This window comes from Duncaniella sp. B8, assembly GCF_005304985.1.
Taxonomy (GTDB): domain Bacteria; phylum Bacteroidota; class Bacteroidia; order Bacteroidales; family Muribaculaceae; genus Duncaniella; species Duncaniella muris.
Genome location: NZ_CP040121.1, coordinates 2,914,246 through 2,937,794, shown reverse-complemented (window position 1 = coordinate 2,937,794; position 23,549 = coordinate 2,914,246). Strand labels below are relative to the sequence as shown.

At 47.2% G+C, this 23,549-nt stretch carries 20 protein-coding genes; 6 read left to right on the top strand and 14 right to left on the bottom strand.

Annotation, left to right across the window (positions count from 1 at the left end; translation table 11 throughout):
* The first annotated feature begins 33 nt into the window (after positions 1-33).
* The 3 genes from FDZ78_RS12515 to FDZ78_RS12505 are packed head-to-tail and all read left to right on the top strand — an operon-like array spanning position 34 to position 5,717.
* Positions 34-2,853, top strand: coding sequence for a type I restriction endonuclease subunit R (locus FDZ78_RS12515; protein ID WP_123615065.1), 2,820 nt, complete (start codon positions 34-36; stop codon positions 2,851-2,853).
* A gap of 3 nt (positions 2,854-2,856) precedes the next feature.
* Entirely contained in the window at positions 2,857-4,401 is a 1,545-nt protein-coding gene (locus FDZ78_RS12510; RefSeq protein ID WP_123615066.1) for a type I restriction-modification system subunit M, read from the top strand.
* A gap of 38 nt (positions 4,402-4,439) precedes the next feature.
* Positions 4,440-5,717, top strand: coding sequence for a restriction endonuclease subunit S (locus FDZ78_RS12505; protein ID WP_136408675.1), 1,278 nt, complete (start codon positions 4,440-4,442; stop codon positions 5,715-5,717).
* On the opposite strand, the gene FDZ78_RS12500 is transcribed toward FDZ78_RS12505, so the two are convergent.
* A complete protein-coding gene (locus tag FDZ78_RS12500; protein ID WP_136408674.1) occupies positions 5,710-6,333 on the bottom strand; it encodes a restriction endonuclease subunit S in 624 nt (207 codons plus the stop codon). The two genes, FDZ78_RS12505 and FDZ78_RS12500, sit on opposite strands and share 8 nt — an antisense overlap.
* A 26-nt stretch (positions 6,334-6,359) precedes the next feature.
* Positions 6,360-7,511: a restriction endonuclease subunit S gene (locus FDZ78_RS12495; RefSeq protein WP_168182064.1), complete on the bottom strand. Its 1,152-nt coding sequence runs from the start codon at positions 7,509-7,511 to the stop codon at positions 6,360-6,362.
* 59 nt (positions 7,512-7,570) lie between these two features.
* Here FDZ78_RS12495 and FDZ78_RS12490 point away from each other — a divergent pair, with 59 nt between their 5' ends.
* Complete coding sequence (locus FDZ78_RS12490; RefSeq protein WP_123615070.1) at positions 7,571-8,500, top strand: site-specific integrase; 930 nt, start codon at positions 7,571-7,573, stop codon at positions 8,498-8,500.
* A gap of 129 nt (positions 8,501-8,629) precedes the next feature.
* Here the strand turns inward: FDZ78_RS12490 and FDZ78_RS12485 are convergent, their stop codons facing one another.
* The 3 genes from FDZ78_RS12485 to FDZ78_RS12475 all read right to left on the bottom strand — a co-directional run bounded on the left by FDZ78_RS12485 (position 8,630) and on the right by FDZ78_RS12475 (position 11,880).
* Positions 8,630-9,655, bottom strand: coding sequence for a nucleotidyl transferase AbiEii/AbiGii toxin family protein (locus tag FDZ78_RS12485; RefSeq protein WP_123615071.1), 1,026 nt, complete (start codon positions 9,653-9,655; stop codon positions 8,630-8,632).
* The gene (locus tag FDZ78_RS12480) at positions 9,639-10,250 is read right to left on the bottom strand and encodes a DUF6088 family protein (protein ID WP_123615072.1); all 612 of its coding nucleotides are present in this window, start codon (positions 10,248-10,250) and stop codon (positions 9,639-9,641) included. Before FDZ78_RS12480 ends, FDZ78_RS12485 begins: the two co-directional genes overlap by 17 nt.
* Before the next feature lie 244 nt (positions 10,251-10,494).
* Entirely contained in the window at positions 10,495-11,880 is a 1,386-nt protein-coding gene (locus FDZ78_RS12475) for a phage integrase SAM-like domain-containing protein (protein ID WP_123615073.1), read from the bottom strand.
* Positions 11,881-13,618: 1,738 nt separating this feature from the next.
* Here FDZ78_RS12475 and istA point away from each other — a divergent pair.
* Both istA and istB read left to right on the top strand, forming a co-directional pair.
* The gene (istA, locus tag FDZ78_RS12470) at positions 13,619-15,190 is read left to right on the top strand and encodes an IS21 family transposase (protein WP_255575990.1); all 1,572 of its coding nucleotides are present in this window, start codon (positions 13,619-13,621) and stop codon (positions 15,188-15,190) included.
* Complete coding sequence (gene istB / locus FDZ78_RS12465) at positions 15,174-15,959, top strand: IS21-like element helper ATPase IstB (RefSeq protein ID WP_107031685.1); 786 nt, start codon at positions 15,174-15,176, stop codon at positions 15,957-15,959. The genes istA and istB overlap by 17 nt, the downstream gene beginning before the upstream one ends.
* A 90-nt stretch (positions 15,960-16,049) precedes the next feature.
* Here istB and FDZ78_RS12460 read toward each other — a convergent pair whose 3' ends face one another.
* From FDZ78_RS12460 to FDZ78_RS12420, 9 genes are all read right to left on the bottom strand, one after another.
* Positions 16,050-18,806 carry a hypothetical protein gene (locus FDZ78_RS12460; protein ID WP_136408672.1) on the bottom strand — a complete coding sequence of 919 codons (2,757 nt, stop codon included), beginning with the start codon at positions 18,804-18,806 and terminating at the stop codon, positions 16,050-16,052.
* A complete protein-coding gene (locus tag FDZ78_RS12455; RefSeq protein ID WP_136408671.1) occupies positions 18,803-19,000 on the bottom strand; it encodes a hypothetical protein in 198 nt (65 codons plus the stop codon). The genes FDZ78_RS12460 and FDZ78_RS12455 overlap by 4 nt, the downstream gene beginning before the upstream one ends.
* 38 nt (positions 19,001-19,038) lie before the next feature.
* Positions 19,039-19,515, bottom strand: a complete 477-nt coding sequence (locus FDZ78_RS12450; RefSeq protein ID WP_136408670.1) for a hypothetical protein — start codon at positions 19,513-19,515, stop codon at positions 19,039-19,041.
* Positions 19,516-19,521: 6 nt separating this feature from the next.
* Positions 19,522-20,019 (bottom strand): hypothetical protein, encoded by a 498-nt coding sequence (locus FDZ78_RS12445; protein WP_136408669.1) that lies wholly within the window; start codon positions 20,017-20,019, stop codon positions 19,522-19,524.
* The gene (locus tag FDZ78_RS12440; RefSeq protein WP_136408668.1) at positions 20,006-20,326 is read right to left on the bottom strand and encodes a hypothetical protein; all 321 of its coding nucleotides are present in this window, start codon (positions 20,324-20,326) and stop codon (positions 20,006-20,008) included. The genes FDZ78_RS12445 and FDZ78_RS12440 overlap by 14 nt, the downstream gene beginning before the upstream one ends.
* Positions 20,310-20,807: a hypothetical protein gene (locus tag FDZ78_RS12435; RefSeq protein WP_136408667.1), complete on the bottom strand. Its 498-nt coding sequence runs from the start codon at positions 20,805-20,807 to the stop codon at positions 20,310-20,312. Before FDZ78_RS12435 ends, FDZ78_RS12440 begins: the two co-directional genes overlap by 17 nt.
* Positions 20,808-20,826: 19 nt before the next feature.
* Positions 20,827-21,330: an N-acetylmuramoyl-L-alanine amidase gene (locus FDZ78_RS12430; RefSeq protein ID WP_136408666.1), complete on the bottom strand. Its 504-nt coding sequence runs from the start codon at positions 21,328-21,330 to the stop codon at positions 20,827-20,829.
* A gap of 3 nt (positions 21,331-21,333) precedes the next feature.
* Positions 21,334-22,329, bottom strand: coding sequence for a hypothetical protein (locus FDZ78_RS12425; protein WP_370291906.1), 996 nt, complete (start codon positions 22,327-22,329; stop codon positions 21,334-21,336).
* 114 nt (positions 22,330-22,443) lie between these two features.
* Positions 22,444-23,388 (bottom strand): phage protease, encoded by a 945-nt coding sequence (locus tag FDZ78_RS12420; protein WP_136408664.1) that lies wholly within the window; start codon positions 23,386-23,388, stop codon positions 22,444-22,446.
* Positions 23,389-23,549 lie beyond the last annotated feature (161 nt).

Genomic DNA, 23,549 nt, shown 5'->3' with positions numbered 1-23,549 from the left:
AGAAAACTGCAAACGGAGTTTTTGTTTTTATAAATGGCACTTACTCAAAGCGAAGATGCACTGGAAAAAGGTTTGATAAAGACTCTCACGGATATGGCGTATGAATACGTTGAAATCCATGAGGAGACTAACCTTATATCAAATTTCAAACGACAGTTGGAAAAACACAATGCCAAGGAACTTGCGCAACATGGCAGAACGGAACTTACGGACAATGAGTTCAATAAGGTCATGCTCTATCTTGAAGGTGGCACCACGTTTGAGAAAGCCAAAAAACTGCGGGATTTGCTTCCTTTGGAACTTGACAACGGACAGCGCGTATGGCTTGAATTTCTTAATCGTCATAAATGGTGTCAGAATGAATTTCAAGTTTCCAACCAGATAACTTTAGAAGGCCGTCGTCAGTGCCGTTATGATGTTACCATTCTGATTAACGGTCTGCCATTGGTGCAGATTGAGTTGAAGAAACGTGGTGTTGAATTAAAACAAGCATACAATCAGGTTCAACGCTACCACAAGACATCATTCCACGGTCTGTTCAACTATATTCAGATTTTCGTGATTTCCAACGGCGTGAACACCCGCTATTTTGCCAATAACCCTAATAGTGGTTACAAGTTCACGTTTAACTGGACTGATCGGAAGAACAATCCGTTCAACCAACTAAGTCTTTTCGCGGCTGAATTCTTCGACCCATGCACACTCGGCAAAATTATCAGCAAGTACATCGTACTTCACGAAGGCGATAAATGTATGATGGTTTTGCGCCCATATCAATATTATGCCGTTGAGGAAATCCTCAACCGTGTGGTCAACAGCAATGATAACGGCTATATCTGGCACACAACCGGAGCGGGAAAGACGTTAACCTCATTCAAAGCCGCACAGCTTGTTTCTGAAATTGATGAAATAGACAAGGTGCTTTTTGTCGTTGACAGGCACGACCTCGACACTCAGACACAGGCGGAATATGAAGCCTTTGAGCCGGGAGCTGTGGATGGCACTGACAGTACTAAGGAACTTATACAGCGTCTCGGAAGTGATAAGAAGATAATAATCACCACTATTCAAAAGCTGAATTGCGCAGTCACCAAAGACTATTACAACCGTCATCTTCAAGATGTGCGCGATAAAAAGGTCGTGATGATTTTTGATGAGTGCCACCGAAGCCATTTTGGAGAAAGTCACAAAAATATTGTCCACTTCTTTAACAACCTTCAGATATTCGGCTTCACCGGCACTCCGATATTCGTCGAAAACTCAAAGAATGACCGCACAACCAAAGAAATCTTCGGTAATTGCCTGCACAAGTATCTGATTAAAGATGCTATCGCCGATGACAATGTACTGGGCTTTCTCGTTGAATATTACACCGGCAACGCAGACCTTGATCTTGAAAGCGATAGCCGTATGCGCGAAGTCGCACGGTTTATCCTCAACAACTTCAATAAGTCCACTTTTGATGGCGAGTACAACGCTCTGTTTGCCGTTCAGTCAGTGCCGATGCTTTTGCGTTACTACAAGATTTTTAAGGGATTGAATCCAGACATCAAAATCGGTGCGATATTCACTTACGCAGCAAACGGCAGTCAGGATGATGAAGCCACCGGCATGAACCGGGGTTTCGCAAATCCGAAAGTCGCCGCCGATGAGATGCAGGAAATCATAGATGACTACAACAAAACCTTCGGCACATCCCATTCGGTAGAAAACTTCGGACTCTACTATGACGACATCAACAAGAGAATGAAAAAGAAAGACCCGAAGATGAAGCCTTTGGACTTGTTGCTCGTCGTCGGGATGTTCCTTACGGGTTTCGATGCCAAGAAGCTCAACACTCTCTATGTTGATAAAAATCTTGAATATCATGGTCTGTTGCAGGCTTTCAGTCGCACGAATCGTGTACTGAACGAGAAAAAGAGATTCGGAAAGGTGATCTGCTTCCGCGACCTCAAAAGCAACGTGGATGCGTCTATAAAGCTGTTCTCCGACAATAATCCTATCGAAGATATAGTGCGTCCGCCGTTCAAGGATGTCAAGCGCGAGTACATTGAAAAAACCGAACAGTTCCTGTCTAAGTATCCGAATGTTGATGAGATAGACAATCTTGAAAGTGAGAACGACAAAGTGGCGTTTGTCCTTGCTTTCCGCGACATAATCAAGAAACACGCTGAAATGCAGATTTATGAGGAATATTCGCCTTCGGATATATCTTTCATAATGACTGAGCAGGAGTTTCAGGACTTCCGCAGCAAGTATCTTGACATAGCACAGAATTTCGGTTCAAAACCGGCAAAGGTTGCCGCTGAACCCGCTGCCGCTTATGGCGCCGAACCGGAAACGACACTTGAAGATATTGACTTTTGTCTTGAACTGCTACACAGCGACGTAATCAACGTGGCATACATCCTCGCGCTGATTCACGACCTTGACCCGGCAAGCGATGATTACTCTGAAAAACGCCGTGAGATTCTTGACACGATGATTCGTGATGCCGAGATGCGCAGCAAGGCTGAGCTTATCGACGGTTTCATCAGCGAGAATGTCGATGCCAATCAGGATGAGTTCCGGCGGTCTAAGGCTGACGGCACAATAGATCTTGAATCACGACTGGTGGATTATGTACGCAGAGCAAAAGACCGTGCCGTAGAGCAACTTGCTGCGGAGGAAGAAATCGACCAGACGGCACTTCATAAGTTCATGGAGGAATACGACTATCTCCACCGTGAGAAGGACGAGATACTTCAGGATGCCATAAAGAAAAAGAAACTCGGTCTGAAACAACGCCGCAGCGTATTCAACCGTATTCTTCAAAAACTTCGTAAAATAATAGAAATCTACAACTGGGAATAATATATGAGCGAGGAACTCCAGCAGCAGCTTCGCAGTCAGCTTTGGACTGTGGCAAACAACCTTCGCGGCAATATGTCGGCGAGCGACTTTATGTATTTCACCCTCGGATTCATATTCTACAAATACTTGTCCGAGAAGATTGAGATGTATGCCGATGACATATTGTCGGAGGACGGTGTTACATTCAAGAATGCTTGGGCAAGCGACGATGCCGAGTTGAAAGCCGACATAAAAGACGAGTGTCTAAGCAACCTCGGATACTTCCTTGAGCCGGAGTTCCTTTTCTCAAGCATTATCGAGGCGGTTGACCGCAGAGAGAACATCCTGCCTCAACTTGAACGCTCGCTGAAGAAAATAGAGGACAGCACCGTAGGTCAGGACAGCAATGAGGATTTTGGCGGTCTTTTCTCCGACATTGACCTCGCTTCGCCTAAGTTGGGAAAGTCTGCCGATGATAAGAATACACTAATTTCCAACGTGCTTGTAGCCCTCAACGGCATAGACTTCGGACTTAACGAGGCTTCCGACATCGACATTCTCGGCGATGCATACGAGTATATGATCGGTCAGTTTGCTGCCGGTGCCGGTAAAAAAGCCGGTGAGTTTTACACTCCTCAGGAGGTTAGTCAGATTCTCGCCGAGGTAGTGACCACTGGAAAGACACGTCTGCGCGATGTATATGACCCTACTTGCGGTTCCGGCTCCCTTCTTCTGCGCACAGCACGCAACGGCAATGCCGACACCATTTATGGACAAGAGAAAAACCCCACCACATTCAATCTTGCCCGTATGAATATGCTCCTTCATGGTGTCAAGTACAAGGATTTCACCATAGAAAACGGTGACACCCTCGAAGCTGATGCTTTCCCCGACAGAGAGTTTGATGCCGTGGTTGCAAATCCTCCTTTCTCGGCACAATGGAGCGCGGCGGAGAAATTCAACTCTGACGACCGTTTCAGCAAGGCAGGGGCATTGGCTCCGAAATCGAAAGCGGACTACGCTTTCATCCTGCACATGATTCATCATCTCAATGAGGGCGGTACACTCGCCTGTGTAGCTCCCCACGGCGTACTATTCCGTGGTAATGCCGAGGGTAAGATACGCCGTTATCTCATTGAGAACAAGAACTACATTGACGCTATTATCGGTTTGCCACCAAACATCTTCTACGGCACGGGAATACCAACCTGCATCATCGTAGCCAAGAAATGCCGCAAGGAGGATGACTCCATTCTCTTTATTGATGCAAGCCGGGAGTTTGAGAAGGTTAAGACGCAAAACAAACTGCGCCCCGAACACATACAGAAGATTGTAGATACCTATCGCAATCGTACTGAAATCGAAAAATACAGCCATCTGGCTTCGCTTAAGGAGATAGCCGACAACGATTATAACCTCAACATTCCCCGCTATGTAGATACATTCGAGGAAGAGGAAGAAATCGACATCAAGGCAGTAATGGCAGACATCAAAGAGCTTGAAGCGAAACGCTCTGAACTCGACGCGCAAATCGAAGTGTATCTCCGCGAACTTGGAATCGTGGAATAAGAATCCTTAATGTTGAACAGTAAAGATTGAAAATCCCGATGACTGACACTGAAAACAATAAAAACTCCAATTCGCCCGTTTCCACATCCGCACCCTCCCTGCGCTTCCCCGGATTCACCGAACCGTGGAGAAGAATTCGATTAGGGAAAATCGCGACATTCAGTAAAGGTGCAGGTATATCTAAAGACCAAAGGAATGAGAACGGGAAACCATGCATTCTATATGGAGAACTATATACCACGTATACTGCCACAAATATCACAAACGTTATCAGTAGGACGAATTTACCAGAAGACAGCCTGATTAAAAGTGTGGCAAATGATGTCATAATCCCATCCTCAGGCGAAACTGCCGAAGATATTGCCACTGCACGATGTGTCCTCAAAAATGATGTTTTCTTAGGGGGAGACTTAAATATTATTCGATTGAATAATGATAGTGGTTCTTTTTTGTGCTATCAACTAAATGGGGTACGCAAGCGGGAGATCGCCAAATTAGCCCAAGGTGTTTCCGTTGTCCATCTCTATAAAGAATCCTTGAAATCGCTCGTGGTCTCTATTCCTTCAATTGATGAACAATCAAAAATCGCATATTTTTTACAACTCCTTGACGAGCGCATTGCAACTCAAAGGAGGCTGATTGAGGATTTGGAAAAACTAAAGTCCTCAATTGTTGAAGAAGTATACTGCTCACCAAGAGAAAATGTCCCTCGTCAGAGAATCAATAAGAAATATGTTGATAACTGGTCAGTATGTCAACTTGGTGATATTTGCACACGCATAACAAGGAGAAATACCACTATTGAATCAAACCGTATTCTTACAATCGCAGCTCAATATGGACTGATTGATCAATGTTCATTCTTCAACAAAGTAGTTGCAAGTGAGAATCTAAGCAATTATTATATTCTTAAAAAGGGCGATTTCGCATACAATAAAAGTTATTCAGGTGATTATATTTGGGGCGCAGTAAAAAGGTTGGACAAATATGAATCAGGTGTATTGTCTCCCCTCTATATCTGCTTCCAGCCAAAAGAAAAACTCATTGACTCAGATTATCTTTTGTTTTACTTTGAGTCAAAGAAATGGCACAAAGATATTGCAGAAATTGTTGTTGAAGGAGCAAGAAATCACGGACTGCTGAATGTCTCGATAAAAGATTTCTTTAATATGCTAATACCTTTGCCATCGCTTGATGAGCAAAGAGATATAGCAGCCACTATTAGAGCCGTTTTGATAAAGATAGAATGCGAGAGAACAATATTACAAAGATATGAAAGTCAGAAAGGCTACCTTCTATCAAAGATGCTCATATAAACATCTTCGATAGCAGATAGATTCTCTGTTGAATATATCTGTTATGCAATTCTATTTCTGTCGATATTTTGTCGGTTAACAACTGGAGAGTATTGAAGATCTTTATTTGATATTCTTTTGCGGGAAGTGAGAATTTTATATTCATCAACGATGGCTTATGTAAATTGAAGCGAGTGCTGCCTTGTGCATAGGGGATTATCTTCCTACGGAAATAAGTCGTTGAAGTAAAGTATCCCATATAAGGGGGATACACCATTTCAGACTCTTGAATATGTATGCCAAAACAAAAACTATTCAAGTATAGTTCTTTAGCATTCCCCATATATACAGCGGAATAGCCAATTTCTTCGGGCGTTTCCGACGACAGGGTAAACAGTAAATCGCCCGTGCGTACCTTATTCTGATTCTCTCCGTCTCTAATCTCCACATTATCAAAATTGTAATCGGTTATCACTTGATTCTGATATACGTTCAGATATGAGATAAAAGGCTTTCCATAGCCAAAATCTTCAGCGGATTTCCCGGTCAAACCTCCATAATCAATGCCAATTTCATTGAATGACGTTTTGCAATCCGTGGTCAATGTTTCATATAGCGTTTCATTTATTGAGGACATTGATTGAAATATATCCTCAATCTATGTCACACGAACATCTTGGATAACAAATATTCTCGTTGCTCTGTGTAATGGGTCAATATGGACTTTTCAAGAATAATCTTGTCGCTAATTGTATCCAAGCATTTAGCGAGGGTTAATGCCTCGCTTTCATCGGTTGGCAGAGGGACGCTGTTTGCTAAGAATCCACTGTTTGTGATGTTGATTGTGTTTTTCGCACCTTTCTGAATTATAGGATGAAGATAGTTAAAAGTATTTACCTCGCTCTCAAAGTAGTAACCCAGCAATATACCAATCCAATCATATTTAGGAACAAATACCCCATATAATGGGGAAATAGCTGCCGGTAATTTCTGAGTGTTGCGTTTGACTATTCCATAAGGGAAACTCCCGGTCGGGCTTTTGGTATATATAATATCCCCATAGCGAGCAACATTATAATGTCCTGTCTCTTTTGCAGCAAATGAGCGACCAAGATATTCTATCTGATTTACAACTCCCTCAGAAACCGATACCGAGCAAACATTGTATCCCGCAGAGTTTTTTTCGCCGCGCTCGGTCAGAATGTCACTTAATGAGGTCAACTTCCACGACTTCTTGGATAAGCCTCTTGATATTGCGTTTTGTAGTAATGCTCTACGCAAAGATATAAAATCCTCAATCAGCCTCCTTTGGGTAGCTATGCGCTCATCGAGTAGTCCCAAGGACCGAGTTATTTTTTCTTGCTCTTCTAAAGATGGAACATGTATAGTGATGGGATTAATATGAATATTATTGATTTGAGGAATAGTTGAGGTATCCGCAATTCGACTTAATCTTGCTCGGAGAATGAAATAAAACAAATATTGATCTGAGATAAACGAATTATCTGCTTTAATTCCCATCAAATTGGTATCAATATTAATCGGGAAGAGATTCATTCTGACCTTGTTGGTTAGGATTGCGGCACCTCTTTTAGAGAAAACGACACAGCCTTCTGGTAAAATATTCTTTCCTCGTTGGCTCAGATATGGAGTTTCTCCTAAATATTTCTCACACCAATTTAGTTGTTCAACCTTGTAATATGGTATTATTCCAAATTTTGAACTAACACAATTGGGGCTTTCTCCGCTAAAAATGCGTATATAGTCACCCAGTCGACACTTTTTCCACGGCTCGGTGAAGCCGGGGAAGCGCAAAACGGGCGAATTGATGCGATATTTTCTTTAATTATCCTAATCAATTCATTTCAACGAATATGGAAAAAGAAAAAATCACAATCAAAGATCTCGCTGTCCTTTGGAAAAAGGACAAGCGACAGTATGTGAAGCAATCCACATACTCAGCCTACGCCCTAATCGTAGAGAATCAAATAATCCCGACATTCGGGAATCTTTACGCCTTGACCGAAGCGGATGTGCAGTCGTTTGTAATCGACCGACTTAACTCCGGTCTGAGTCAGAAGTACGTCAAGGACATACTCATAGTCCTGAAAATGATAGTTCGCTTCGGCGAAAAGCACGGCTATCTCCAACACTGCGAGTGGGACATCAAATATCCGACCGCTCCCGAAAAGCAAGGCTTAGAAGTCCTGACAGCCGCAAACCACCGCAAAATTCTGGACTACATCAGCCAGAACTTCACATTCCGCAATCTCGGCATATACGTCTGCCTTACGACCGGGCTACGCATCGGGGAGGTATGCGGCTTGAAATGGTGCGATCTCGACATTGAACGCTCAATGCTGACTGTGCAACGCACGGTGGAGAGAATCTATGTTCTCGAAGATGACGGCACCAAACACACTCAAATCGTCGTCAATACTCCCAAGACCGCAAACTCCGCCCGCGAAATACCGCTCAACAAGCCCCTGATGACAATGATACGACCCTTTAAGAAGGTCGTCAACAACGAATACTACGTCATAAGCAACGAGCCGCAGCCCATTGAGCCGCGTACCTACCGCAACTACTACATGAAGCTGATGAAACAGCTCGGCATACCCCCGCTGAAATTTCACGGACTACGCCATAGTTTCGCCACACGCTGCATCGAAAGCAACTGCGATTACAAAACGGTCAGCGTCATACTCGGCCATGCCGACATCGCCACAACTCTCAACCTTTACGTCCATCCGGGCGCTGAGCAAAAGAAAAAGTGCATCGACAAAATGCTCCGCTCCCTCTGACGCGGAGAAACATCCCCGCTACAATAGTTTGGTTTGGTTCGGGCTTTATATATGCCCAACCAAACCTAAACTTATATGGAAATACTCAGCAAAAAGAAGGTTGGGCGTGAGTGTTGTTGTCCTCATAGGTTACATGGGCATTGAGCGGAAACGATTTTCCAATTGTTCGAGCCGGTCAATTAGTGCATCAAACGACAGCTTCTCCCCGTAAATCATGGAGGTTTTCATTGTTTCGTAGTCAAGGCGCATTTTGTCGCGCAATTCGCCAGTCGGACAGAATGCGATGGTTGACGGATGGTTAAGCTCGTAGTTTACACCGCCGACATGATAGAATCGTTGGCGATGGGCGATGATTTCCTGATATAATTCCATGTCGGAGAGTGCGGCTTCTGCAAAAGCAGTGTCCATCAGTCGCTCCAAATCATAAAGATGGCGGCTCATGCGGTCGGAGCGAGGTGAACGACGCTGGTATTCCTCATTGAGCAGAAAGGCTTTTTCAAGGAATGTGCGTGTCGGTGTTATGGTCGGTATTTCGGCAAATGTCTCACCGTCAATCTCCGGGAAAGCATTGCCAACGAGTGATGATATGCGCTTGACTTCAAACGGTTCTTTCATCGAAAGACAACTTATCTCAATCTTGACTACGGGACGCACATACGCATCAGAGTCAACTTTGACCGGATAGTGAATCTCTATGATTACCGGATCGCTGTCGTGGTCGATTGGCGAACCGTCCTTCTTTGTGGTTATCGGTACTACCTTGCATTCGCCTAAACCGGATTCTATAAGTTTCGATTCCAATTCCTTTGCGAACTCGCCAAGTATATAATCACGATTGACAATGCGGAGATTCTTCACCTGATTGTTAGTTGCAGCTTTAGCGCAATCCTTACCAAGTTCATTGAGATAGAAATCACGATAGAGGGCTATGTCGATGTCTTCCGAAAAGCGGTCAATCAGGTTCCAGCCTTTGCTGAGACTTGTTCCACCTTTGAAGAACATATACTTTGCCGGGGAAAGGGAAAACAGAACCTTCAAAATGGCAGTAACCCACCAGTCCTTTTCAACCGCACCCACGCTGATGTTCTTTTCATTTGCTATAATATATGCCGACTGTTGACGGTCAGCATCCGAGGCATCAATCCATCTGCTCATTTCGTTTGATTTTATCCTTTGTTTCGATAATAATTTTTCTAATCCAGCGCGGAGCACGAGCTATATCTTCTTGCCATGTCTCTTCCTCCGGGCTTTCTTTCAACACGCCATAAACTACGTCAAGAGTATTATCATCAACATTATATTGCTTGATAGACTTTAGCGCAAGCACTAATATCGGCATAATCTTGCCCTTATATGCAAATGTCGATGGCACACTATGTTTAAGAGTCAGAGTACGTTTGCCAATCTTTATTTTACGTGGTGTTCCTGATGTAAGATACACGGAGTTCATTGGAACTTGTGTTGAAAAACCGAGATAATTCTCAGCAGTCGCTCCGGTTGGCAACAGTTGCGCATCATCACGTTTTGCTATGGTCTGTGCTATTTCTCCTATCGTCGGAATAACGGGCCCAAATCGTGATTCTTTTGGCTTAACGTATATCCCTGTGGCAACTCTGACAAGCTTCCCTTCATTGCATAGTTCTGACAATATGTTGGAGGCGTAGTGAGTATCAATAGGCAAAAAGCTATCCGGCAAGAAGATGGTGCCCTTCTTGCTGCGATTGACCTTTGAGATAATTGTTTGTTTCATATCGCGATGAGTAAAAAAGGAAAATAAACGCTTAATTGTCCTTTCTCAGCAGTGCAAAGTTAGTGTTTTATTTCCAATTACACAAAACATTACATCCAATTAAATAGGATTTTACATCAGCCGCAAATCATAGGTGTGGTATGATATGTCAGTTTGGTTTAGTCCGGGTAATATATACCCGACTTAAACCAAACCAACATATAGATAGGGCTGGTGAAAAGAAAAATTATTCTTTTGCATAGTTCTACTTTAGACGTGAGGCACGAGTAAGACGGTCTTCCTTGATGTAGCGGCTGAGTGATGCTTCGGTGGTGTGGCCCGTGGCTGCACAGATTACATCTCGGTCATTACCTCGTAGTCGCATATTAGTGGCGAATGAGCGGCGCCCGGTGTGGCAGCTCACCATCTGCCATCGCTGGTATATGTCGGTTTTGCGTCCGGCTCTGCCATTGCCTACGTCGGCGGTATATGCCTTGGTAACATATCCGGCTAATGTACTTTCCGGATTTGCCTCATATACAGCTTTCATTATTTCTTTCAGCGCATCGTTGAACTTCTGGTTGCTGATTACACGTGGCATCGCCTTTCCGTCATCGTATAAGTCGAGGATTGCTTGAGTTTCGGGCAAAATCTTTACCACCGATACCTTATCGGTCTTTTTTGCTTTATATTGGATATATCGTTCTCCATCCTCTGTTACATGAATGGAGTTGTAATTGAGTTGTTCGAGGTCGGAGTGTCTGGCTCCTGTCCAGCACATCAATATGAACTGATTGCGCACGGTTCTGAGGTGTTCGGTTGGCAACTCTTGTTTTGCTATCAGATCAATCTCACTTTCGAGCAGAGCGATACTTTCCGACTCCTCTTTCAGCTTTTCACATCTAAGGAAATCTTCTGCCATACATTGTATGCGCATCGGTTGGTCGCGGATAACGGTCTTGATTACCTTGATATGGTCGCCGATAGTATTTAGCTTTAATCCCTCTCCATAGGCAAAGGATAGATAATCGGAATAAAACGACTTATTGAGTTCGTCAAACCGAATATCGGTGATATGCTTCTTCTTCATAAAGTCGCGGATATAGCGGCGAAGATGCTTGTAGTGCTGTATCGTTTTCAGTCCAATTGGTTTGCCGTGCCATGTTCGAGCCGGGGCAGCATCAATAAAGACATCAAGAGCCACAATGAAGGATTCTTCACGCTGTCGGAGCATCGCTTCAAGTTCTTCTTTTTTGCGCCGCTGTTCAGCCTCACGTTGAGCTTTCTTACGCTCTTGTGCTTCTTCCTGTGCTTTCCGTTGTGCCTCCTGAAACTCGCGTTGCTCTTTATGGGCGAATTCATCTATCGCCTTATCAAGTTTCGTTCTTGAACCTTTAGGGTCGTTGATTATAGTATCAATCAGAGCCGACATTTCATCAAGCTTGTCGCAGAGTTCCTTCCCTGGACCGGCACGAAATGTATTCCACCGTCCGGGAGTGGAAATGGCGTCATTCCAAGTCTTGATGTCAACTTCAATTCGAGAGTGGAGCATAAGATTGGAGTTGAAGCCAACGCGACGGGTATAAAGAGGCGCAACGCCGGTTTTCTTGGTGGTTCGCAGTACGAATTTAGTATATGCTGATTTAGCCATATTCGATAAGTGTTTATCTAATAACGGCAAAGGTATATGATATAGTTCAAAAGTTGATACAAAGTTGATACAAATCAAAGCGACATTATGATGCTTTTTGCGACTTTATGAAATTGTTAAAATGTATAACCATTTAATATTGGCATATTTACAAAATCGAAGTTTCACGAAATATCACAAAAGTTGCCCTTCCAAGGCAACACTTCAAAATCGCAACTGATTAAATAACAATCGGTTGCGATTTTCTTTTGCCATTTTTGCACAACAATTGCACAACAGAAACCGAAAATCTCTTTCAAAATTCATCGTCATTCATCATCATTCAAGCGCAGTAGTTGATTTTGCATTTTTTAATAAGACTTCATTCACTCTCGCCCGAACCATACAGGCGGCTATATGGTTTTAGTAGTTGCGGTGTGTTTTCACACGACAATAGCGGGGCTGACACTGTACCATGCCGTGACCGTCATGTATAAGACACACCAAAAGACAAGACCCAAGAGTGGGCGTCAAACATATTCGACCTAAACGGGTCGAACACCAACGCACAATCCTAAGAGTGTGTGCCAGACATCGTAACCGGAAACTTTACTAACGCGATTATAATCGGCGTGCGGGCAAAGACCCGACTTTACGCTGATGCCGGCTGTTGTTGTTTGATGTTGCACTTATGGAAGCTATGGCTATACTCCAATTTATAGCGATGGCTGAGATACAGGATTACCACTTTATAGATTGTGCTCTTTTGGAGATATGAGATTTTTTTCGTATCTTTATGTAACGCTACGAGGCAGAAGCATCCGTCCGACACGTTCAACCATATTGCCCGGATTAGGAATGATGCTCTTTGACGTTGCTATGCCTAATTGTCGTTGCGACACGTAATTATCTTAGTCGGGTGAAAAGGCACCCGATGTACTATGAACTTATGAGAAGCCGTAAGGTGGCGGCCTGTACCGCCAGCCCTAAACAACTCGCCGTAAGGAAGCGATGCTTAACGGGCTTATTCCTCAGTCAGCGGCTACTGAGAATTGAAAATACTGACGCTCTGTGCGCGTCATAATGTACTGACGGACATTACTGTATATTGCCAAAACACGCCGGATTTTTTTGGATTTAGTGGCGGCGTTAAGTAGAGGAGATATGTAGTAGGTTCCAAGCATCTGGCGCATAATTATATAATAGGATAGCACAGGGTAAGGTGACCTCAATGTAACATTAGAAGAAAGGTTCCGATTGCAAAGATTTGCAACCGAACACAAAGCGTATTCTGCCCTCAAAAAGGTGGACCGCTACTGCTGTTGGCTTTTGCGAACACAAGCGGCATGGGAGAACTACGCCTTTTGCTTACCTCTATTGGTTGGCAGCAACAATTGTTGGCTTTAATGAAACAAGCTGACAGCATCCTCTATGTCATTACAGACCGTTGTCACCGCTCGAAAGCGCCGGAGATGTGGCAATGTATTGTTTCGGCGTAAAATCTTAAATTCAGACCTCACAATGAATTTATATAATCTTCTCCAAGCTTCTCTCTCCGATGGAAAACCCAGGCTCGGATGACCCCTTAGACCAGGTTGAATTGACCCCTTAAGCCAAAATATCACTGACCCTTTTGCCCAATATAAAAATGACCCCTGTCGACGTAATGTCAGCAGGGGATTTTATATGTATCTTTGAATTCCGTTTTGGCCGACGGGGGATATAATTCAAAGAAAACATGAACACAAGATAAAAGAATATTCTCCTATGTCACGCATCAGGGATGGGCATAAAAGGCATCAGTAGTGCCTTTGACATATCCCGGAACACGGTGCGCCGCTATGTGAGAATGTATCAGGACAGCGGTATACCCGCTGAGAAGCTGCCGTCGCTGAGTGATGCGCGGCTACAGGAACTATTTGCCATACCAGGGGCAAAGGAACGTAAACCGTCGGAGCGGCAGGTCTGGCTTGAAGCCCTATTGCCCGATTATGCGGCGCGACTTTCTCGAAAGGGCATGACGGTCAAGAAGTTGTATGAAGAGTATCATACCGGCCATCCCGATGGCTATCTGAAGGCATCTTTCGGGATGAAACTCAGGCAGTTCATGCTGCAGACCAACGCCATCGGGCATGTGAAGCACCGCGCCGGAGACCAGATGTATATCGATTTTGCCGGAGACAGATTGGAAATAGTCGATGAGGCAACAGCCGGGATACGAAAGGTCGAGGTGTTTGTGGCGATACTTCCATGTAGCCACTACACATATTGCGAGGCAGTGTGGACGCAGAAGAAGGAAGATCTGATAAAGGCCTGCGAAAACGCCATCCGTTTCTACGGCGGCGCACCATGTGCGATTGTGCCTGACAACCTGAAATCTGCAGTCACGCGCAGTGGCCGCGACGAGCCGGTCATAAATCCTGACTTCGAATCCTTTGCCGAGCATTACGGCTGCGCCGTGGTGCCTGCCCGTGTGCGGCATCCAAAGGACAAGGCCCTGGTGGAAAATGCAGTAAAACTGATGTATCGGTCTGTGTACGTAGACCTTGAAGGTCAGATTTTCCATAATCTGGAGTCGCTTAACGAAGCAATCCTCAGGTCTCTGGAGAAGTTCAACGCGCGTAATCTGACGCGTCGAAAGGAATCACGCCGTCAGCTCTTTGAGGCTGTGGAGCGGGACAATCTCCGGCCATTGCCTGCGAACCGCTATCAGATGAAACAGCGGGCTGTCGCGACAGTACAGCGTAACAGCTACGTAACTCTGCACAAGCATCACTACAGTGTGCCTGTGCAATATGTAGGCAAACGTGTGGAACTGGTCTACGACACTGACACGATCGACATCTTTCATGGCTTTACCCATGTGGCGACGCATCACCGCAACGATACTCCGTATGAATATACAACGAAACCGTCACACAATCTGCCCGGACGCAAGGGGAGCTGCGAGAGCGACATTGCGGAACTGCTTTCACGCGCTGCACAGATCGACAACATCGTATTGCACTATCTGCGTGCTGTCATCGAGGACAGGCGTTATCCGGAACTTGCCTTCAGAGTCTGCCGTGGCATCATGAAACTTGAGAAAAAGTATGGACTGAAACGGCTTGTGTCAGGATGCGCCGCGGCAATGGACGCACGCCTTTACAGTGTCAGCGACATGGTGGACATACTTGAGTCCGGAGCCGATGCAGATTATTTGCCGGGGGCTGATGCTGACGGCAATGACCGTCAGACACCATCCCACCGGAACATACGCGGTAAAGAATATTTTGCCGCGAGCATAAAACTATCAGCCAACAACAACGAACAACATGGAAACGAACAATAAAACCACGCCAATAACAGCGGAGAAAGACCGCAACTCCATCTCTCTGGATCTGATGCACCGTATGCGCTTACACGGCATGTCGGCAGCGTTTTCCGAAAGTCTTCAGGCCACATTCGCCGAGACAATGACACCTGACAGCTTTCTGAACTGGCTGTTATCCAGAGAATGGGACTACAGGGCCGCACGCAATATTGAGCGCCTGGTGAAAAACGCAAACTTCAGATACGATGACGCGTCGGTGGCGCAGATTGACTATAACCTTCCGCGTGGCCTGGATCGTAATCAGATGGAGCGTCTCGCATCGCTGGACTTTATCCGTAAAGGTGAAAACCTGTTCATCACAGGCTGTTCTGGTACGGGCAAAAGCTATCTGGCAACAGCACTGGGATACGAGGCATGCAAGGCCGGTATGCGCGTACTGTACGCGAACGCATCCAAACTGATGGGGACCCTGAAAATCGCCAAAAACAAAGGAACAATCGAAACGGAGCTCAAGAAACTCGAAAAAACGCAGCTCCTGATCCTCGACGATCTCTTCCTGGTGCCTCTCGACGCCAAGGAACGCGCACACCTTACGGAAATCATCGAAGACCGCCATGGTCGCAAATCAATCATCGTGACATCACAGCTCCCCGAACTGGACTGGTACGAAGCAATCGGTGACTCCACAGTGGCAGATGCAATACTCGATCGCATTGTCCACACTGCTCATCGAATCACGCTTACCGGCGAAAGCGTCCGTAAGCTTAAAGCTATAAAAAGCCGATAAGACAAAATAAAATTGACCCCGTCGGCCAGAACGTTTTCAGGGGTCAATTCAAAATATTTTCAGGGGTCAATTCAACCTTGGTCTAAGGGGTCATCCGAGCCTGGGTTTTCCATCTCCCGACCATATCTGCGCGATGCCGGTACCCATATCCATTGCTCCGTCGCAGAAGGTCAGAATCTCATTCATCGAGTTCTTGAAGTTATCACCAAACACTGAGCCGAGGGATTCTCCCCAGCCCCGTATGGTACTTGTCACTTCCTTCCCCTTTGCATTGAGGTCTTTGAGTGCGCCGGACACATCACCTCCCTCTTTGATGGCTTTGTTAAGTTCAGACCATGAAGTCCTGAAAGCGGCAAAAGGATTATTCTTTTCAAGCTGCTTCTTGATTTCCTGCACCTGCTTGAGCATTCGCCGGTACTCATCGACTGTTATTTTGACCGCCTTCTTTACAAACTTGCCGTCGGCATCCTTTACCGGGATGGTTATTTCGACACCGTCGCCGTCAACCTTTGCATTCTCAAGAGTCTCCTTTGCCTGTGCATAGAAATCCTTGAGGACTTTATATCCTCGGTCGGATACCGTGCCGAACAGTTTGTCATAGAAATCGCTTGCCTGCAATATTTCTCCCTCAAGCGATGAAATAGAGGAACGGTAAGCCTGTTCGCGGGCTGATATTGCCGACTTGATTTCGGTGGTGTCCAATCCCTCCGATTCAAGCCGGGCGAGTTCAGCATTGAGGGTTTCCATATCGGCTTTATAGGATGATTCTATATCCCTGCGGCGTTGATCATAGTCCTTATACTGCTCAAGCAGCTCATTGAGCTTTTCCCGGTTCTTTGCAACTTCGTCATTCTCGACCTCACGAATGGCATTCTGCATACCTTGGTTGGCGAGACGGCGAGCCTCGGCAATAGCCTCGGTTTGCTCCGGCGACAACGTGCCGTTCTGCATCTCTCGCCACTTATCCTCTTGATCCTGTATTTCGGACATCTGCTTTTCATAGTCAAGGGCAATCTGACGGCGACGCTTCTCTGCACCATCCTCAAGTTGGTCGATTTCCTCTTGCTGATTTTTCCATCGCAGTTTGCGCAGTTCCTCTGCGACACGACGTTCCTGCTCGACACGATCATCTTTGTCGGGTTTGTCCGGCTTATCGGGTTTGTCCGGCTTACCACCATCCGGATCAACATTTGTACCGGGAATATTTGCCATAGTAGCATCAAGTTGATCGGCCAGTCGATTCATTTCACCGATATATTCCTGAATAGTCCTTTCGGCATTTGTCCGGGCATTGTTCTGAGCGGCCAAAGCCGAAGCATTACCGGCATCCCTGCGCATCTGAGTGACAATACGCGCACCCTCGTCAGTAAGAGCCCAATATGAAGAGGCTCCTTTTACCATTCGGAGATTTCGTTCCCCACGACCGCCTGTTACAAAGTTTCCGGCACTGTCCCGATCGGAGATGGCCGCTTTCTCGGCCTCAGTCAGATCTACGAATCTTGTTTCGGTAGTCGCCGGAACATATTTATATGTTTTATTCTTTTCAATGTTCTCGACCATCTGGTCTGCGACATTCTGAATACGGGTCTCATAGGCTTTCAGTTCTGCGCGGAGAATGATCGCCGTCATCATATCTTTCGTATGCTGACGGAATATCTTCTCCATATCGTTGACGTTGTCTATCTCTTTACCGAGCTTGCGCCATTCCTCCTTGGTATCTGTTATAAACTTCTTCTTTTTATCGAAACTGTCTCCAAGGTTCTCCCATGCACGTTTCAATTTGAGGAAAGACGCAATCTGCTCTCCGGCAGCAGTGGCTACCGTCCGGGCAAATTCCTCCTGCTCCTCACGCGCTTTCTCCATTTGTTCCTGACGCTCTTCCTCTGCTTTCTGAGCTGCCTTACTACCCTTGGCAAAGGCATACAAAGCCCCTACGACCGTCACACAGGCCATAGCAAGCAAGACATAAGGATTCGCCTTGGCAACCGCATTAAACGCCGCCTGTGCGATTGTAGCGGCCTTAGTGACAATAACCCCGCGACCCTGCGCGGCAGTCTTTATCGTTTCGGCAGTAGTAGCAGCCTTGGTCTGAATAATTCCGATGCCCTGCATGAGTGCAGACTGCCTCTGCAAGTTATTCTGAATGGAACTGAGTGCGTTGCTCGCTACAAGAGCTGCCTGTAATTTTGTCTGAGCCTCCACCAAATCCTCTTGGCTGACTCCGAACATCTCGGCTCCGGCGGTCGCCAAGCCGAAACTGTCGATGGCAAGCTGAAGGGCTCCCGTCAACTGATCGAAGCCTCGTGTGTCGGAAGCTGCGTTGTTAATGGCCGCAGTGGTATCGCCCATCGCGTCTCTCAAGACACCGGCCTGTTCGGTCAGCTCCTCGATATGACGTTGCAGAGCCTTTCCCTCGGCTGTGGCACGCTCTTCATCGCTGAGTTGGGCATACGCGACCATGAGTGTGGCTATCTCTTGAGTGAGATTGCGGAGCTGCTGCCGGAGGGAGACATCCGCTCCCTCCGACGCAGCCTTGAGCTGATTCTCCATATCGACAAGCTCGGCAAGTCCGGCTTTCTCGTCTTCGAGTTCCTTCCTGACTTCCTCGATACGAGCTTTGGCTTTGCTCCACTCAGCACCGGGCGCAGCACTCTTGGATGCCTTCTCCAATTCCTTGAGAGTCTTTTCAAGGCGCGAGACGTGCTGCCTCTGCAATTTGAGAGACTCTGACACTTCCTTTAACTCGGCTGCTGCGTCATCGGAGAACTGACGGACTATCCTCCCGGCGTTTTTCAAGCCGGGAGTCAGTCCGTCTTTCATCAAGAATTCTATTTCGACCGGTTTCATTGTAAGAGATTGCTTCTGAAAAATCCTGCTACTTCGTTGGCTTCATCCTCTGCCGAACCTCCGGCCTCCGGCTTTGAGGTTCGTTTCTCGATATACCGGGGCGCATCGCTCAACATCATGATGAGTGTCTGATAATTGACCTTGTGGAGTATGTAGTCAATCGTCCATCCCGTGGCGGTAGCCACTTGCCACAGGAATCCGAAGGGGCTATGGGAATTCTCGTAGTGAGTCGTTAACTCCCCTTCTTTTTTTGGCTCAGTCTCAGCCGCATCGGATTTGTCTTCTCGGCTGATCTGATAATAGGTATAAAAGGGTCGGTTCCCATGAGACGGACGAATTCCCTCACAGCCGCTATCTGATATTCATAGCGGACAAAATGGCGCACGAACCATGTCAACGGCTTCACATAGACTGTTCGGCCAAGAGTCAGGGCGATCATCCTACAGATCTTGCCTCCATGTTTGGCGAGGAACTCCATCTGCTCTTCCTTGGAGAATTTCTCCATATCGGAGCTTTTGACCCCCATTGACAAATAAGTCCGGGCAATTTCGATTTGGCCGGACATGCAGGGGCGGCGCATCGTCACCCTAAAGACTATCGGTCGTTTTCTGAACGGTAGCCGGAACTCCTTCAGGGGGAGGGAGACACCCACGTTTAAGAGTGCCTCCGCTGCCTCCTGTTGGATCATTCTGATGGTCTTGTCCTTCATACGTTACTAACCTGCCGAAGCCGGAGCGTCTTTGATGGAATATGGCGCAGAGCCATCGGTCGGTTTGTTGACCTTGAGCTGACATTCGAGCTTTGCGACTTCGGTAAGTGTGAGCTTACCGGCAAGGCTTGCGAGAATGGTGCCGTTGGGAATGGTGATCACTTGGCCGGAAACGAGATTGATTGTCCACTTGCCGGACTTTTGAACGAGGTCGGAAGGAGCCTCCCAGCCGGTGTAGTTCGGTTTGGTGCCGATAAGTTTGCCACCGAGCACAGCCGCGATATTCTCGTAGTTGAGCTGAATGAGGTTGAAGGTCGGGGCAATCTGACCATTTTTCTGAAGCAGGGTCAGAACCGGCGCATCGGGAACCTGCTCGGCCTCCACATCGACGGATTCCGGCTTGGTGCCTCCGAAATCGAATGAGCCTTTTTCGATGTAGCCCATCGTAAAGTCATCGAAAGCAAGCGAGCCGATGCCATACAGGAAGTTTTTATTTTTTTCCATATCGGGATTTTGATAAGATGATTATTGTTGAGAGTACGCCGACAAACAGTCCGGCAATAAATGCCGCCAATGCGATTTTAATTGGATTTGAACGGTGTTCGCGCTCCGTTTGAACGCTCTCCTTGAGGTTGTCGAGAGCTTCGAGGGTGGCTTGGTATTGCTCCTCGTAATATTCCACTTCGCGCTGAAGACTGTCGCAGGTCGCGGTGACGAAGATTGTGTCGCCTCTTAAGGAGACCTCGGCTCCGGCTTGACCGCTGCGCTTATGGTACGACGCTCCTGCCGGGAGTTTAAGGAGGCTGTCCACGGATACGGTTATCCGAGCCTGACTCATCGGCACCGTCTCCTTGTGTATCTGCCTTATCACTGTTATGGTATCGTGCTTCTCTACCGTCTGCACTGCCTGAATCTGTTCCGTCTGTGTCTTTTTGGTTGTCGCGCAACTTACGCAGCACAGGACAGCCATCGGAATGAGGACAGCCGGAAGCAGCTTCGACAGCCTTGCGGAGACGCGCCATCTCTCTCTTGGTAGAGGCCATCTCCTTTTTCGTTGCCTGTAGGTCTTCTCTGGTTGCATTGAGTTCCTCTTTTAAAGGTTTGACGATGTTTTCTACAAGAATCCGGGTGGCGTTCTCAGTGTTGGTGATGCGCACACTTTCGGCATCGGCCTTTGCTCTCTCGGCATCGGCGTTGGCCTTTCGGACTGTCGCCTTGAGCGTAATGACACCCACCATTAAGGCAAGGAAGCCACCGCCAAGAAGTATGTTAAGAATTTCACTGAATGTCATAGCCACTCGGATTTGTTGATTATTGGTTGATGCCGATAGATTTAAGCCACTCCGAAACTTCAAAGCTCGGACACGCTTTCATAAACTCGAAGGGTTCGATGATGCCATTGCCGTTAAGGTCGGGCGACAGGTCGCGGTGTCCTATGATCTTGACATCGGGGAACCGGCGGTGGAAATTGAGGACGTAAGCGGCCATTGCTTTTTTCTGAGCCGCTGTCCGGGTATCCTTCGGATTCATAGACTCGTCACAGCCACCTGCATACACGATGTGTCGGCTGATGGAGTTGTAGCCCTTGGCTCCGTTGGTAACTTCCCACGGATCGACATTGGCATCCTCGTTATTATTCACAAGACGCTCGACTGTGCCGTCGAGCCGGAACAGGTCTGTGTAGCCTACCTGCTTCCATCCCCTGCCACCGGCACTCACCGGGGAGCAATGCATACGCCGTATGTCTGCGGCGGACACATCACGACCCTCCGGGGTGGCGGTGCAGTGAATTACAAGATACTTGAGTCTTGCCATGCGTTACTTACCTTCAGTCTGTGTACCGCCACCTGTAGTCGGAGCGGTATAGCCACTCATCATTACAGCACCGGCATCAGCCTTCTTAGGCATTGCGATGAAGTAATGGCGGAAGTTGATTTTATTACGCTGGTATTCGGGGTCGGTCGAAGCCTCGCTGTAATACATCTTTGTGGAGCCGGTAGCCTTGAACACACGGGGAACATAGAAGGCAAATGAACACTGGAATTCACCTGCACTTGCAGCTGCTTGGACTGCCTTTTTCTTACCGGCGGTTGTATAGACAGGGTTGTCTCCGTAAGTATAGATGTCAAAGCCATACAGATTGCCGACAGTGCCGGTATTGCGGTTGATATTGAACTGCTCACGGAATGTCTGCTCGGAACGCAGCAGGTCGTTTACATGGTCGGGGCAAAGGACAAGACGACGATTCGAGGCCGGCACCTTGAGGTTGTCGAGAGCCTCTTTCAGACTGATTAGGTCGTTAAGGGTAAGACGATGTCGGCCTGTTGTGGGGTCTGCTGCGCCGGTAGTCTTAAGGACGGGTGTCTTGTCTGTATTCTCCTGTGCGCACAGTGCGTGTGCCGCTTTTGCGAATTTAGCATCGCTGAGGGCGTTGGCATGGCTTTCCTTGACACGGGACATCTTGTCATACGAAATGGCATACAGTTCATCGTCGGTGACGGGAGTGACCTTTGTCTGGAATTTGTCGAGCGAGATGGCGATATCCTTATCTTCGAGTGCCTGAAGCGGAATCGGATAGGTCGTGTTATTGATGAGGACATCGGGGTCAACACCCACTTCTACAAGGTGGATGACATCGTTGTTGACGATAGACGATTGGTCAGGAACACCGTCGAGCCATGAGCCTGTTAGGAACTCGCGGAGTCCTTTCACAAGCTCGCCTGTCCATACCTCGGTATAGACTCCGGCACGGAGTGCGCCTTTGGGGACCGGCGCGAAGCTCATGGTGATGCCTATGGCCACCATGAAGAGCATACCGACGAGAGGGGGAACGCCGAGAAGCGTTGCGATGATTGCGCCCATGAGCATATTGAAAAGCAGAGCGCAGATGGTTTTGGATGCTGTTTTCATCATTGTTGATATTTTTGGTTAGATGTTGCAATCGTAGCCATATTCGGCTTTGAAGAGACGGCGATATTCTGTCGGATTCTCGCTGCGCATTTTGCGGAGTTCATCTTCGGGAACCTCGCGGAACTTGTTGTAGGTCTTCTGACCGGCAGGGGGTGTGCTACCGTTAGACGGAGTGATGGTTTTACTGAGCTTTGCCGCCGGGGTCATTGCGTCGAGGGTCGCCTTGAGACTGTCGATGCCGATTGTCTTGCCAAGGTTGATGAAATGTTCCTTCTTATCGGGTGTGAGACGGTTTTCCTTGATGGCGGTCTCGACGGCAGAAGTAACCTGCGAGAGAGTCAGCGCATCCTTGTCTTTTTTGAGCTGCTCCACTTCTGCGGCAGTAAGGTTCAGCTCGCCGATTTTTGCAAGCACGGCGGTCTCGTCAGCCGTTTCCGGCAAACCCAGTTTGAGGGCGATGGTCTTGAGTTCCATTTGTTGTTTTGTTGTTTGAGGTTTATTACTGAGCATAGGCAGGGGATTTTCGCTGTCCCTGCCCAGCGTTATCTGCTTTCCGTTGTGGCGCATGACTATGGCATTGTCATTGGCTCCGATGTCAACTATGGAGGTCTCGAAGATCTTGCTCTTCGTAATGGTCGGCGCAGTCTGCCCGGCAACGAGATGTTCCGGCTTTTCACTAAGCTCAAGGACATCGATTCCGATGCTGACCATTCGGAGAGAACCTACCTCCCATTGTTTTTTACACTGCTTGGACAATTCAGTCGCGCAGTCGAAGACCGGCTCGCCGCTGATCTCGCCATTCTTGACCTCGATGTCCTTCATGTAACCGATGACCTTGCCGCGCTCGTGCATGTACAGCAGCACAGGGTTCCGCTCATATTGTGCGGTGTCACACCCGGCTGTCAATACCCGGCTTCCGTGGCTGTTGAGACTGTCATCAGTCATTCTTACTCTTTTTCCCATTGCGGTCGTTGCGTTTGAAATTCGGTGCAATATTACGACGTAATCCTCTGCCCGACAAGAAAGTGTGCAACGGTTGCACACTTGTATGAAACCGTTGCACACTTTTTTTGCTCTTAGGCGTGAACTCTCCAAATTTGCATAGTTTTTCGGCTCGACACCAT